Genomic DNA, 15,001 nt, shown 5'->3' with positions numbered 1-15,001 from the left:
CTCAGATTCTCAAGGGAATCAGTTGTCACCATCCTCGCGACGCTTACGCGTCAGGAGAACAACACCCGTTCCCAGCGCCAGCAGCAGAACCAATCCACCTGCTGCGAGCAACGTGGTATTCACGCCACTCTCACCAGCGCCACCACCCGAGTTGATCGTTCCGCCCTGAGGAGTAGACGTCGGCGACTTCGGCTGACCGGGCTGACCCGGGGTTGCCGTCGGCGGCTTCGGCCGTCCCGGAACCGTGCTCGGAACCGGCTGACCCGGAACCGTCGGCGGTACGACGATCGGAGGAACAACGACGATCGGGGGAATGATGATCGTCGGTGTAACCGGCACCGTCGTGGTCGGAACCGTCGTGGTCGGCGGAACTGTCGTGACCGGCGTCGTTGTCGTCGGCGGCGTAGTTGTCGTCACGCCACACGGATCCACAATCTCCTCCGCGACAACTTCTTCCGTCGTGGTTTCCTCTGTGGTGGTCTCCTCCGTGGTGGTCTCCTCCGTGAGGGCGGATTCCTCCGTACCGGTCACATCAGCATCACCAGTAGTGATCGCGCTAGCCGTCGTCGTCGCAGCCGTTGTGGTCGGAACCATCCGCGTGGTCGTCGTCGGAGGAACACAAGGCTCCGTCGTGACCGGCGGCGTCGTGGTGGTGGTCGTCGGCGGCACCGTAGTGGTGGTCTCCGGCGGGTCAATCGGGTGTTCGGTGCAGAGAGCGTCGCCCGGGACACAGTCCACCGGCGGGTTCTCGCCACCAACCACCAGGTAGTTGTTCAGGACACCCGGAGTGAATCCGGGACCCGACAACGTTCCGATCTCGGGATTGACCTTGACGGTGTACGTCACCGTCGCGCTCGCACCCTTGGCCAGCGTGCCGGTGACCGTGAAGACGTTGTCGACGACGCCCGAAACAACCAGCGTGGAAGTGGTAACCGGATTCTTCGTCATGACTGCATCGTCGAGAACATCGGTCAGATCGTCGTAGAAGCTGACCTCACCATCCGCGGTGCCCACATTCGTGAACGTGAGCGTGTACGTGATCTCCTGGCCGGCAACCACACGGTTCGTGGTGGACGGATCAGAGGACTTCAGTACCTCGATTGCGGGAGTGCCATCAACCGGGTGTTCGGTCGTGACCGGCGGCGGAGTGATATCCGGACCCGTCGGCGGCTTCGCAGTACCGGTGACCTTGTTGTTGATCAACGAGCCACCGGCAACACCGGCATTGACCTTCACCTGATAGGTCAGGACCACCGACTTACCAGCCCGAAGTGCACCCGACCACGAAAGCGTCGTGCCCGACAGAGTCGGAGCAGTCGCGTCGACGCCGTCGACTACTGCCTTGAGCGAACCGTCCACCAGAGCGGCGTTGTCGAGAACCTTCGACAGATCATCGGTCAACACCACCGGATCAAGAGTCGTGTTACCCGCATTGGCACCGGTCACCGTGTACGTGATCGTCTGGCCAGCAGCAACATTCGAACCCGACACCGGATCCGCAGTCTTCGCGACCGTGAACCCCGGAACATCAACCGGATGCTCCGTCGTGACCGGCGGAGGAGTGATCTCCGGACCCGTCGGCGGCTTCGCAGTACCGGTCACCTTGTTGTTGATCAGCGTGCCACCGGCAACACCGGCATTGACCTTCACCTGGTAGGTCAGGACAACGGATTTACCGGCCTGAAGTGCACCGGTCCACGAGAGCGTGGTGCCTTCGAGCGTCGGAGCAGTCGCGTCGACACCATCGACTACTGCCTTGAGCGAACCGTCCACCAGAGCGGCGTTGTCGAGAACCTTCGACAGATCATCGGTCAACACCACCGGATCAAGAGTCGTGTTACCCGTATTGGCACCGGTCACCGTGTACGTGATGGTCTGGCCAGCAGCAACATTCGTCCCCGACACCGGATCAGCGGTCTTCGCGACCGTGAACCCCGGAACCTGAACCGGATGCGTCGTGCACAGCTGCGTCGCCGGATCACACACCTCCGGAGGATCAACCGGCGGAGTCGTACCCGGAACAACGAAGTTGTTCACGAACACCCCACCAACCACATCGGCATTGACCTTCACCGAATACGTCACCGTCTTCGTTTCACCAGCGCCGAGGGTTCCCGTCACCGAGAAACCATCGCTACCGACCATCGTCGCAGCCAACGGAGCATCAGCAGTCAAACCACTCAATGCACCCTTGTCCACGACCTGACGCAGATCATCGAAGTACGCAACCTCACCCGCACCGTTACCGGTGTTCGAGAACGTAAGCGTGTACTTGATGTCCTGACCGGCAACAACATTCGAACCAGATACCGGATCAGAAGACTTCACCACAGCAATCTTCGGAGACACCACCGGATGCGTCGTGCACAGCTGCGTCGCCGGATCACACACCTCCGGAGGATCAACCGGCGGAGTCGTACCCGGAACAACGAAGTTGAGCACCGTGTTGTCGGCATTCGCTGCAACACGATCGGCATCAGCCTTGACCTTCGCCGTGTACGTCACCGTCTTCGTTTCACCAGCGCCGAGGGTTCCCGTCACCGAGAAACCATCGCTGCCGACCATCGCAGCAGCCAACGGATCCTGAGCAGACAAGCTGCCCGCAACCAGATCAGCATCGTCGAGCAGACCACGCAGATCGTCGAAGTACGCGACCTCACCCGCACCGCTACCGGTGTTCGAGAACGTGAGCGTGTACTTGATGTCCTGACCGGCAACAACATTCGAACCAGATGCCGGATCAGAGGACTTCACCACAGCAATCTTCGGAGAAACCACCGGATGCGTCGTGCACAGCTGCGTCGCCGGATCACACACCTCCGGAGGATCCACCGGCGGAGTCGTACCCGGAACAACGAAGTTGTTCACGAACACCCCACCGACCACATCGGCATTGACCTTCACCGTGTACGTGACCGTCTTGCTCTCGCCGGCCGCCAATGTTCCCGTCACCGAGAAACCATCGCTGCCGACCATCGTCGCCGCCAACGGAGCCTCAGCCGTCAAACCACTCAAGGCAGCCTTGTCCACAACCTGACGCAAATCGTCGAAGTACGCGACCTCACCCGCACCACTACCGGTGTTCGAGAACGTCAACGTGTACTTGATGTCCTGACCGGCAACCACATTCGAACCCGACGCCGGATCAGAAGACTTCACCACAGCAATCTTCGGTGCCAGGACCGGATGCTCCGTCGTCACCGGCGGAGGAGTGATCTCCGGACCCGTCGGCGGCTTCGCAGTACCGGTCACCTTGTTGTTGATCAGTGTGCCACCGGCAACACCGTCGTTGACCTTCACCTGATAGGTCAGAACAACCGACTTACCAGCCTCGAGAACACCAGTCCACGTGAGCGTCGTGCCCGAGAGGGTCGGAGCAGCAGCAGGAGCACCATCGACCGTCGCGTTGAGCGAACCGGCAACGAGCGTCGCCTTGTCGAGAACCTTCGACAGATCATCGGTCAATACCACCGGATCAAGCGTTGTCTTACCGGTGTTCGTGCCCGTTACTGTGTACGTGATCGTCTGACCAGCATTGACACCGGTACCCGAGGCCGGATCAGCAGTCTTCGCGACAGTGAAACCGGGAACAGAGTGATTCGTCTCCACCGGCGGAGGAGTGATGTCCGGACCCGTCGGCGGCTTCGCAGTACCGGTGACCTTGTTGTTCAGAACCGTGCCCGCGGCAACACCGTCGTTGACCTTCACCTCGTAGGTGAGGACAACAGACTTGCCGGCTTCGAGAACACCGGTCCACGAGAGCGTGGTGCCCGACAGAGTCGGAGCAGCAACAGGAGAACCGTCGACGGTCGCCTTCAGCGAACCAGGAACGACAGCAGCATTATTGAGGACCGCACCCAGATCGTCATTGATCTTGACCGGATCGAGCTTCGTCTTGCCGGTGTTGGTGCCGGTGACGGTGTACTTGATCGACTCGCCCGCCTGAACCGTCGAGCCGGAAATCGGATCAGCAGTCTTCTCCAAGGTGAAGCCGGGAACAGAGTGATTCGTCTCCACCGGCGGAGGAGTGATGTCCGGACCCGTCGGCGGCTTCGCAGTACCGGTGACCTTGTTGTTCAGAACCGTGCCCGCGGCAACACCGGCGTTGACCTTCACCTGATAGGTGAGAACAACAGACTTGCCTGCCTGAAGATTCGCGGACCACGACAAAGTGCTGCCCGACAATGTCGGAGCAGCAACAGGAGCACCGTCGACGGTCGCCTTCAGCGAACCGGGAACGACAGCAGCATTATTGAGAACAGCGCTCAGATCATCAGTGATCGTCGCGGGAGTCAGGGCCGTCTTACCGGTGTTTGCGCCGGTAACGGTGTACGTAATGGTGTCGCCGGCCTGAACCGTCGAACCGGAAGCCGGATCCGCCGTCTTGGTCAGCGTGAAACCAGGCATGGGATGCGTCGTGCAGAGATTGGTTGCAGGATCACATGTTGTGGGAGGAGTTGTAGTCCCCGGAACCAGATAGTTGTTCAGGACTTTGTTGCCGCCATCTTTGACAGTGACGGTGTATGTGACTGTCCCCTTGCCGCCGGCCGGCAACGTGCCGCCGACCTTGATCTTGTCGGTGCCATTCAATGCGGCGGTGAGTCCGCCGGTTGCGGCCCCGAGCGCGACAGTTCCGTCGTCGATGACGTCAGCGAGGTAGTCCGTGTAGTCGATCGTCGCCGGAGCAGTTCCGGGATTCTCGAAATTCAGAGTGTAGGTGATTGTTTGACCGATATTGACCGTCTCACCGGTAGGTGGTGACGACGACTTCTTCACAAGAACCGGGGTGTTCTTGACCTTGCAGTACACGTTGTCACCCGGTGTAAGTGCTGCCTGCGCAACGTCACCGACCCTGAGTGACTGGGTCACGCCGTTTACCTGGCAATCCCATGACGTCGCGTAGTTCGCGGTCTTGGTCGCCGAGGTAGTGGGCTTCTCCCAGAACGTGACAGGAGTAGGTGTCGTATCTGCGAGGAGCGTCCGCCAGCCAGTCGACGCCGTCGTATCAGTAGCGCCGGTTGTGGTGCTCTTGATCTCGGTAGCTGCAGCGGCGCCCGCATCAGCGTGGTGTCCGGTGCTCATGCCGATAGTGAAATCGTCACCGGGGGTCACGCGCGTGAGGTCCTTGTCGATCTTGACCTTCGACAGCAGCACACCGAACGCCAGACCCTGACGCGAGGTGTCCTGAACGGTATTTCCGAAAGTGGCTGCGAAACTTGTCGGAGCAGTCGATGCGACGACCAGCGTTCCGGGCGAGCGTTCTTGGCCATTGACGTAGTTCCACGAATCGCATCGCACAGTGGTGGCGGGCATAGCTGTCAGCCCACCGTCGCAGGCCTGAATTCCGGGGTAGCCAGGAGCATCGGCACCGACGGTACGTGCAATCTGACGCAGAGACTTGTCCGAACTGAAAGTGAGGAATTCACGGTCGTTAGTACGGTTCACATTCGCGTCTGTCGACTCAGCGTCGGCTGCTACGAGACCGTAGTTGTTGACAGGGCCATTCGGCCCCGTCATCACGATGTTCTTCAGCGACACCGTTCCGCCAGACTGTCCATTCACGGACGACGTCTGGTAGATCGCCGGCTTGATCGTCGTCGGCACACCCGTGTACGCGGAAGTTCCCAACGCCGCATAGCTCAACGTGGGGAAAGCTCTAGTTTCGATTCCCTGGTGAGTCTTACCCGCTACCGAGTCGGTGAGGAAAGCCTTGAAGCTGATCTTGTAGCCGTCGGTGAGCTGGATTTCCATCGACTGCCCGGCCGCAGAAGCAGCCGTGGTCACATTGAGCGTCGACATATCGATCCAGCAGATGTTCTGCGAGAACGGACCGGTACCAGGGGTGCTGAACGCGCAGCCCTTTGCCGGCTGTTCGTCAGGAAGAACAGCGGTGCGAGCCGGTGCCTGAGCCTGTACGGGACCGCCGAGCGTGGTAGCCGGTTGTGCGGACGCAACGACCGCCGTCGCGCCGGAGATACCGAGAATCATCGCGATGGCGGTCCATACCACCGTCCACGCTCGCACCCAGGGCGGTAGCCCTGCGGTGAAGATGACCGACCTAGTCGGCGGTAAGTCGTTAGGCATTTCTTACTCCCCAGGATGTGCCTGATCGATGTTCAGTGGACGGAGATGCGAGAGCGCTGGCGCGAACTCCCGATTGATCGGTTGGTTCGGGTCGATGTGCCTGCATTCGGCTGATCAACCTCGCACCGGACGCTGCTGCCGGTCCTGTCATTCGAGCTCCTCTTCGGAAACACCTGTGTGTTGGAAGAGCCGCCCTGAACAGGACCTTGGCCCTCGAAATCCATGCAAATCGAGAGCAACCTTCCAGTTATCTGAATCAAGATAACAGATAACCGGGAGCTTGCCCATCGAAAGGGAGACAAAGCGGACCGTTTGACGTTTTCGTTCGTAGATCGGACAAGCTGCGTCGAGCGGAGTTGTTCAGACGGACAATTCGGCCGATTGGGCTCACCACTGTGACGCTTACGTTGATTTCGACGTTTTTGGCTGAACAGACCGGACGATCGACAACCGCGAGCGGAAGTTAAATCTGGACAAATGACCGATATCTATAACGCCTGTTTGGCGCATCGCGTCGACTTAAACAAGGAGCAGACGAACGGAACCGAATAGGGCCCCGGCGACCGCGCGAGCCCCCGAAATTAAATGAACTGACTCCGATCGAGCCCAGCCACGGCGGCTGGTAACGAAGCGCGATGAAGTCCCGATATTTGAGTAGCAACGCGCCGAATTTGATAGAAACCGGACGGCCACCCTCGATTCGGACCGAACCTCAAGTCCTTTTTCGGCTTTTTCCCGCGAGGAAGTTTCGCTCGTTTTCCGACGCAGTTACTTTTTAATCACGCTCAGCTGGTCGGATGTTCAGCAACCCGGCTACCCTTCGGCAGAATTCTCGTAACCGGAGAGCAACAACCGGACTAATCAACCAAGCGTCGTAAAGACGCCAAAAAGGGCCCTTCCACATGCCCCGAGATGGATACTTCGAGGGCAGAAGGGCCCGAAACGGGCAGCGAGGCCTAGCAGCAGAATCTAGCTGCTACCGAACCCCACACTGTTGGCGTAGCGATCGAAATCGCCCTGGGCTCCGCTGTAGACGTTGATGTCGGTATTCCCATTGATACCGGGGATGCGTCCGGTGCTGGTGTACTGCCAGAAAGTCCAGTTGGACCAACCACCGGGTAGCGGCCCCGGGGCATTCTGCCCGTTGTAGTCAGCGATCCACAGCGGGTAGTGGTTGAACTCGGTCGTGTTGGCCATCTGAGTGCGCCAGAAGTTGGGGTACGTGTAAATGATGGGCTGCCGCCCGGTAAGTGCCTGGACTGTATTCAGGTAGCGATGAGTCCAGTCGATGACCTGTCCGGCGGGCAGTCCCTTTGCATCCTCGAGATCCAGAACGGGCGGCAGGTCACCAGGTCCGTTGATACCCAAGACGATCGCCGAGTAGAAGGCGGCCTGAGCTTCGGGGGATTGTCGAACATCCGCATAGTGGTACGCCCCGCGTGAGACGCCGGCAGCACGCATGACCAGGCAATCCTGGATGAAGTACGGATTGACGTAGTTGAGCGACTCGGTGGCCTTGACCATCGCGAACTCGTGCCCTGACGCCTTGACCTGGAACCAGTCGATTCCGGTTCCGTCCACGTGCTGCCACGAAGAGACGTCCGGGCCGCGGGGAGCGTCGGCAGCGGCGAGGCCAGGTGCCGTGATCGCGATGGCAGCAGCCATCGCGATCGGAGTGAACTTGCCCAGTGTCCTGACGATCCGTCGCTCGGCCATTTCCCGAGAGTAAGGTTGATTGGTCCGTTTTGTCCGCTAATTCAGCGAATGTTCACTCAACCGAGCCAGTCGAGAACGGCCGCCGCCGTCCACGACTGTTGCATACTCCCCAACGGTTCTCCGGTGAAAGGCTCGTAGTACTCGGCAAATGTGCCGTCGCTGGCCTGTCTCAACCCCTCAGAACGCAAGACGTGCGATCGCTCGGCCCAACCCCGGCGCGCGAACGCCCACGAGAACAACCACGTGATGACCGGCCACACCGGGCCACGCCAATACTCGCGCGGGCGAAAATCACCGGAAACCGGAGACGTGGACGGCGGGACAGCAAACCGCATGTCCGGGTGACCACAGAATTTGGGCCCCTCGAAAGTGCGCAACAGAGCGCGCTCGGCATCGCGGCTCAGGCCGCCGCACAGCAACGGCGCAAACATCGCGATGGTCTCGGTATGAACCCACCGTCCAGTGCGAAGATCGAAATCCTTTGCTGCACCTGATCGTTCATCGGTGGTGGCAATCACGCCCTGCCGGAATCGATCTGCCCAACCGCGCAGATCACGGACGTCGGAGTTCGGCCGCGAATGCTCCTCACCGATAGTTGCCAAGACGTCGCATGCCATCGAGAAGACTGCACTGACAAACACGTCCTCGACGGCAAAACTCATGGCCGTGGCGAGCTGAGAGTCCTCGTACCGCACGGCCTTCATCTCTTCGAGAAGCCAAAGGTAGCGGTCGTATTCGTGATCCGTGGGACGCTGAGACAGGTCCGTCACCACAGCGAGATCAGCACGCTGATACGCAGGCACTTGTCCCGCAACAACATTCGCGTACGCCAGATCCCACCGCGGAGAGTTGTCCATCCCCGATTCCCACCCGTGATAGAGCGCGATACGGCCGTTGCCGTCGAGATCGCGGGCCTCCGCCAACCACCGGTGCCACCGAACCAGATCGCTCCAGCGCCGGTCGAGGAACTCTTCCGCGACCGCACGCGTCGTACGTCCGTGCCGACGCGAATGATCGAGAATCCGCTGCACCGCAATCGCGTGGACGGGGGGTTGGGTGATTCCCGATGTAGCGGTACCCAGAGGCGCGTGCGCAGCCAAGGCGTTGACGTCCCACCGCGTCGGGCCGGGGAAGTAGCCGTCGACACCGTTCGCGAACACGATGTGCGGAATCATCCCGTTCTTCCACTGAGCAGAGAGCAAAGTATCGAGCTCTACCACCGCCCGCTCGACGCTGAGCGGCGCCAAACCTACCGCGACGAACGCCGCGTCCCAGCTCCACATGTGGGGATACAGCTTCGGGGCGGCGCTGGTCATCGTGCCCAAGTCGTTTCCGCGCAGCAGGTAGGCAGCTCGGGCGGCGAGCTGAGTCGGGGTGAATCCGCGGTCGGCCATAGATGTCTATTTTGCGACGCGTCGAGCCTTTGCGCTCACCGAGCACGAATCCGGCGCCGCAGCCGCAATAATGAAGGAAGTCCGTCAGGTGATCTCGGAGTGGAGGCCTAGTGCGCGAGAAGATCAAAGCACTGCTGTTCGACGTGCAGGGCACAGCGACCGATTTTCACAGCACACTGTGCCGAGAGGCCCGTCGAATCACCGACGCCGACGTCGACTGGTCGCGATTCGTCAATCTCTGGCGCGCTGAATACTTCGCGAACACCTCCGAGGTCGGCGACGCTACAGGCGAGTGGGTGACAGTGCATTCGGTGTATCGCGAGGCTCTGCGCAAGCTGTTGGCCCGCGAGAACATCGAACTTTCCGACGCGGAACAAGAAGAACTCACCGCCGCCTGGAAATTCCTGGACCCGTGGCCGGACACCGTCGCTGGTCTGACAACCCTGCGTCAGCAGTACACCGTCGCTGCCTTGTCCAACGCCGACGTGAACGCTGCAGTCAGCATCTCGCGGCACGGAAACCTGCCCTGGCATGCCGTCTTCACCGCCGAGATGGCCGGCGTGTTCAAACCCGATCCGAAGATCTACCACCTGGCTGCTCGATACCTCGGCTACGACCCGGCCGAGATCATGATGGTTGCCAGCCACAAATACGACATCCGGGCGGCCAAAGCTCTCGGATTCCGCACCGCCTTCATCGCCCGACCCCTCGAATTCGGAGCCGAGGGCAATCCCGATGTGGCTTTTTCCGACGAGTTCGACATCAACGCCGAGGACTTTCTCGATCTGGCAGCGCAATTGGTGCTCTGATGCCGTGCCCGCGCGTCGTTGCTGGTATTCCTACGTGAAGGAATATCGAAACGGACAGGCGGTTTGGAATTCATGGGCACCAAGGAGGACAGCGCTACCCGCGAACGCAAGGCCCTGCGGTACTCGCTCGTGGTCGCGACGGCGTTGGCTGTACTCGCCGCATTCTGGGGCTGGATCTCGCAGTCCCAGGTGATCCTGCTCGACGGTGTGTACGCCCTCATCGGAATGGTGCTCACGGCGCTGTCGCTGCGGGTCTCGCGGATAGCCGACTCGGGCCCCACCGCACGCTTCCCGTTCGGCAAAGAGGCGTTGATTCCCGTAGTCATCGCCGTCCAGGGCATGGCATTACTGGCGACGCTCGCCTACGCCGCAGTCGAGGCAGTTCGTGTCATCCTCGCGGGCGGGGCCGACGTCACCGCGGGATCGTTGGTGGCATACGGCGCTGTCAGCGCAGTGGTGTCGATCGTCATCTGGCGCTACGTCGGCCAAGTCGACCGCACGTCCGATCTGCTGGTCGCCGAAGCCAGGCAGTGGGGAGCGTCGGCTGCCTTCAGCGCGCTGGTTGCCGTCGGCGCTGTCGTCGCAATGATTTTGGGCCGCACCGATTTCTCCGACGCCGACCGATACGTCGACTCTGTCTTGGTCCTCCTCGGCTGCGCGATGTTGGTCCCACAACCGTACGCAATTCTGCGAACCGCACTGATCGAACTCCTCGAAGGCGCTCCCGGAGAACAGGTTCAGACCCGAGTCCGCGAAGCCATCACCGTCGTCCGCGCCGAATTCGGTTTGGACGAACCGACTCTCACGATGAGCAAAGTCGGTCGCAAGCTGTATATCGAAGCGACGTTCATGGTCGCACCGCACAGCTGGGACATCGACGGTGAAGACGCAGTACGACGCTCGTTCGCCGCCAGCCTCGCCGACCTTCCCTACGAACCATGGCTGAACATCGAACTGACCACAGATCCAGCGCTGATGCTCTAGCGACGGAATCTGCTCGCAAACAACAGAATCACGTCAACGCGCTCCTCCTCGCGCCCCAAAAAAGAGCCCTTGACTCGAAAGTTTGTTCGAGTAAGATGGAAGGTGGAACGGGGGGTTCTCATGACGATCAACATCACCGACGACGCTGGCACTTGCGATGATGCTGTCGCCGACGTGGTCAACAGCTCCGCCGTGGGTGTGCGCGCACGATTGTGGCGGCTGCACCCCACCGACGTCCGCGAAATCGCCATCGCTGCATCAGCGGAAATCCTTCGCCTGGAAGCCATTCGAGTAGCCGCCCTCGACACCTTGACGTTGAACCCAGACGAACAAGTGCTCTGCTACCGCGGCACCGGAGAATGGCTCGCACACCACACCATGCTGCAAATCCCCGCCGGCAGAAGAATCGCAGCCCTGGGAAAAGCCCTACGATCATTTCCCGAGATCGAGAACCAATTCGATGCCGGTGACCTCACTTTCGAACACGCAGCACTGATCGTGGCGTTCTGCGAATCCCCACCCAAGGCAATGCCCGACGCCGCACTACCGTACTGCCGCGACACACTCCTCGCCGCAGCATCCGGAACCGAAGCAACCACCGTCAAACTGCGCTACGCCATCAGCGTCCTCGAGCACATGTTCGAATCTGACGACCCACCACCAAGCGAAGACACCGACCGCAACGAACTCCGCATCTCCCCGACCCTCAACGGAAGAGTCGCCGTCCGAGGCGATTTCGACGGTGTAACCGGCGAAATGCTTCTCTCCGCCCTCTCCAGCCTCTCCATGCCGACCCCCGCCGAGGACGGCACACCCGACAAACGATCCGCCGCCACACGCAACGCAGACGCCATGGCAGAACTCATCCGGCGCTACCTCGACAACGCGGCCACCGGCATCGACGGCGGCCAACGCCCACACCTGAACGTGCACATCAACGCCAAAGACCTGGCCTACCACCGTGAATGCGCCTCCACCGCAGCCCACTCAACAGGCGATGCCTCGACGTCCGACGGTGACGACCTCGACACCCTGGACTTTGGCATGCCGGATCTCGACAGGCCGGATCTCGACATGCAAGATCTCGATGTCGGCCATATGCCCTGGATGGGACCGCTGAGCGTCGGCCGCACCCGCATGATCGCCTGCGACTGCATGCTCTCTACCGTCCTCCTCGACGAGAACGGTGCCCCACTCGACGCCAGCCCACTGAAAAGGCTTGTCACCGCGGCGCAACGAACCGCACTGATCGCCCGAGACAAAGGGTGCGCCTTCCCCGGCTGCGACTGCGTCCCCGCCTGGACCGACGCGCACCACATCAAACACTGGGCCAAAGGAGGACCAACCGTCATGGACAACCTGGTCCTACTCTGCCGATCCCACCACACCCTGATGCACCGAAAACCCGGATTCACCGGGCAATGGGAAATCCGAATGGGCACAGATCACCTGCCCTGGTTCATCCCACCACCGGGCATCGACCCGGACCAGAAACCCCGCCGCTCCACCACACGGCTTTGAACCCGGAGGTCACCGAGCAAACGCCTCGGTGACCCATTCCGGCGTGCTTCGGTAGCCGGAAAGGGCGCTGCGGCGACATCCATCCAACTCCACAATCACAGGAGTACCGCCCGATCCGTCAGCCCGTAGGAGGGTTGATGATGCTGTCACGGTCGCGATCTGATCACAGGGTGGAGCGATAGGAGCAGCGGCTATGGCGGCAACCGCGTCTCGACTCTCCGCTTCGGACAAGCGAATAACGTCCACGCCTGTCTGAGATTCATGCCGGCACACGGATAGTCCTGCAACATCAGCGACAGGCGTAGCAAGCTCATTGTCGAGCGGGTCATAGCCTTCACCTCGCTCGAACTGCTCGCGTGCCTTGTCGACTTCTCTGGCATCTGTCCGATCGAATTGACCGGCAGACGAGCGATCGCAATTTGCCATCGTCGGAGAAAGACTCAACGAAGTTCGGACACGTTCGACTTCATGCAGAGATCGAAGCGAATCGAGAGGCCCGATTTGAAAACCGCACGGACTCGACGGCCAGGCCGGAAACATCACTTGTCCGGCACTGTTGGCCATCCACAGCTTGACGGGCACCAGTTCGCTCGCTGCACAACTCGCATCGACATTGTCGGGAAAGCGCTCGGAATCGACACGATATGCATCCTTGACGGCGGCTACGTCACCTTCGAGGCGAACCATGTCGACGGTAAGCGCTCCGGAGGCACCTTCGCCGACTTCGCAACGAAATACTGCCACTGGATCGAAATCAGATGGAGGATAACCCGTTTCGTGTTTCGGATGCGAATACAAATCGACACCGAATAGGCCCCATCCGACATCAATTCCGAGACAGTCGGCAGTCTCGAACACCCGAGCCTCAGGAGGTGTGAAGTACACCGAATCGCGCCAGAAGGGGGTCGAACAAGCGGTGGTCAGGCAAAGCGACGCCACCAACGGCACCATCAGCAGCACGCGTGCCGAGACCGTCAATTGCCCGCCCATTCCAGAAGGTTTTCGGCGGTCCAGGTATTGATCACCCGATCCGCTTCGACGCCGCACTTTTCGGCCCGGTCACAGCCGTAGCCCTGCCAGGCCAGCTGACCAGGAGCATGGGCGTCGGTGTCGATGGAGAAAAGACAATCCAGATCGCGGGCCAACTCGATCAAACGCGATGGCGGGTCACGACGCTCCGGTCGGGAGTTGATCTCGACGGCGGTGCCTGATTCTCGGCAGGCCTCGAACACTTTCTCCGCATCGAACTGCGACTCAGGACGGGTTCCGCGAGCACCCTCGACGAGACGTCCGGTGCAGTGTCCGAGAATATCGACACGCGGGTTTCGCACTGCAGCAAGCATTCTGCGCGTCATCGCTTCGCTCTCTGACCGCAGCTTCGAGTGCACGCTCGCCACCACGATGTCGAGTTCGTCGAGTAGATCTGGATCCTGATCCAGTGAACCGTCTTCGAGGATGTCCACCTCGATTCCCGTGAGGATGCGGAAGGGCGCCAGTTCGGCATTCAACCCGGCTATGACGTCGAGTTGAGAACGTAGACGCTCCGCGGACAGCCCGTTGGCAACAGTGAGGCGAGGCGAATGGTCGGTGAGTGCGCAGTAATCGTGGCCAAGTGCTGCTGCGCGTCGCATCATCTCTTCGATGGGGCTTCCGCCGTCGGACCAGTCGGAGTGTGTGTGGAGATCGCCGCGCAGGGCTTGGCGCAACGGGCCGTCTCCGATGGGCTCGGCCTGCTCGCGCAATTCTGCGAGATATTCGGGGACGCCGTCGTACGACTGGGCGATGATCATCGCAGTTTTGGGGCCGATGCCGGTGAGAGCCTTCCAACTGTCGGCTTTCCGGCGAGACTCTTTCTGCTCGTCGGACAATCCTGCGAAGACCTCCGCGGCTCGGCGATAGGCCTTGACGCGGTGCGTTTCGGCGCGTGATCGTTCGAGCCAGTAGGCGATCTCCCGAAGCGCTTCATCCGGTTCCATGAGACCACTGTTCCGTCAGCAGCGGCTTGCGGCAACCCTTGATCCACTTACGCTGTGGTTATGGACGATCCGAGAGCACGATTTGAAGCCGCGCGGGTGGCTCACTTGGCAACGGCAGATGCGGCCGGCGTTCCGCACATCGTGCCGCTGGTATTCGCCCTGGTCGGCGAAACTGTCTATTCCTGCGTCGACCACAAACCGAAAACCACCACCGCGCTTCGCAGGCTCCGGAACATCACCGAGACGGGGCGAGCAAGCCTTCTGGTCGATCATTACGACGACGACTGGTCCGCGCTCTGGTGGGTCCGCGTCGACGGACATGCGGAGGTTCTAGACCCCGGCACCGAGGAGTCCGAGAGCGCGATCGATGCTTTGGCCGCAAAGTATCCGCAGTACGTAGATCACCGACCGCACGGACAGGTGATAGCTGTCCGCGATGTGGAGTGGTCGTCATGGTCCGCAGCAGCCTAAGGTTCTGTCCTAGTGTTCAAGGAGCGAAAGTGATTGCAACACTCTC

The 15,001-nt window shown here is 60.7% G+C and carries 9 protein-coding genes; 4 read left to right on the top strand and 5 right to left on the bottom strand.

The genetic code is table 11. The features are described from left to right. Positions 1-18: 18 nt before the first annotated feature. The 3 genes from ACFWAD_RS03020 to ACFWAD_RS03010 form a co-directional block, all read right to left on the bottom strand. Entirely contained in the window at positions 19-6,084 is a 6,066-nt protein-coding gene (locus tag ACFWAD_RS03020) for an isopeptide-forming domain-containing fimbrial protein (RefSeq protein WP_378541274.1), read from the bottom strand. A 969-nt stretch (positions 6,085-7,053) separates the two neighbouring features. After that, complete coding sequence (locus ACFWAD_RS03015; RefSeq protein WP_378539838.1) at positions 7,054-7,800, bottom strand: glycoside hydrolase family 25 protein; 747 nt, start codon at positions 7,798-7,800, stop codon at positions 7,054-7,056. Positions 7,801-7,856: 56 nt separating this feature from the next. Continuing rightward, positions 7,857-9,194 carry an amylo-alpha-1,6-glucosidase gene (locus ACFWAD_RS03010; RefSeq protein ID WP_095973755.1) on the bottom strand — a complete coding sequence of 446 codons (1,338 nt, stop codon included), beginning with the start codon at positions 9,192-9,194 and terminating at the stop codon, positions 7,857-7,859. 110 nt (positions 9,195-9,304) lie between these two features. Here ACFWAD_RS03010 and ACFWAD_RS03005 point away from each other — a divergent pair, with 110 nt between their 5' ends. The 3 genes from ACFWAD_RS03005 (at position 9,305) to ACFWAD_RS02995 (ending at position 12,508) form a co-directional block, all read left to right on the top strand. Then, entirely contained in the window at positions 9,305-10,003 is a 699-nt protein-coding gene (locus ACFWAD_RS03005) for a haloacid dehalogenase type II (protein WP_378541271.1), read from the top strand. A gap of 72 nt (positions 10,004-10,075) precedes the next feature. After that, the gene (locus tag ACFWAD_RS03000) at positions 10,076-10,987 is read left to right on the top strand and encodes a cation transporter (protein WP_378541269.1); all 912 of its coding nucleotides are present in this window, start codon (positions 10,076-10,078) and stop codon (positions 10,985-10,987) included. A gap of 120 nt (positions 10,988-11,107) precedes the next feature. Then, positions 11,108-12,508, top strand: coding sequence for a DUF222 domain-containing protein (locus ACFWAD_RS02995; protein WP_378541267.1), 1,401 nt, complete (start codon positions 11,108-11,110; stop codon positions 12,506-12,508). 9 nt (positions 12,509-12,517) lie between these two features. Here ACFWAD_RS02995 and ACFWAD_RS02990 read toward each other — a convergent pair whose 3' ends face one another. After that, positions 12,518-13,498 (bottom strand): hypothetical protein, encoded by a 981-nt coding sequence (locus ACFWAD_RS02990; RefSeq protein WP_378541265.1) that lies wholly within the window; start codon positions 13,496-13,498, stop codon positions 12,518-12,520. Next, positions 13,483-14,484, bottom strand: a complete 1,002-nt coding sequence (locus tag ACFWAD_RS02985) for a PHP domain-containing protein (RefSeq protein ID WP_378445162.1) — start codon at positions 14,482-14,484, stop codon at positions 13,483-13,485. Before ACFWAD_RS02985 ends, ACFWAD_RS02990 begins: the two co-directional genes overlap by 16 nt. Before the next feature lie 60 nt (positions 14,485-14,544). Here ACFWAD_RS02985 and ACFWAD_RS02980 point away from each other — a divergent pair, with 60 nt between their 5' ends. Next, on the top strand, positions 14,545-14,955 hold the full coding sequence (locus ACFWAD_RS02980; protein ID WP_378541263.1) for a TIGR03668 family PPOX class F420-dependent oxidoreductase: 411 nt from the start codon (positions 14,545-14,547) through the stop codon (positions 14,953-14,955). Positions 14,956-15,001 lie beyond the last annotated feature (46 nt).

It is taken from the genome of Rhodococcus sp. NPDC059969, assembly GCF_042738325.1.
In the GTDB taxonomy this organism is placed as follows: domain Bacteria; phylum Actinomycetota; class Actinomycetes; order Mycobacteriales; family Mycobacteriaceae; genus Rhodococcus_F.
Note: the sequence above shows the minus strand (reverse complement) of the source record. Positions and strands in the feature narration are given on the sequence as shown.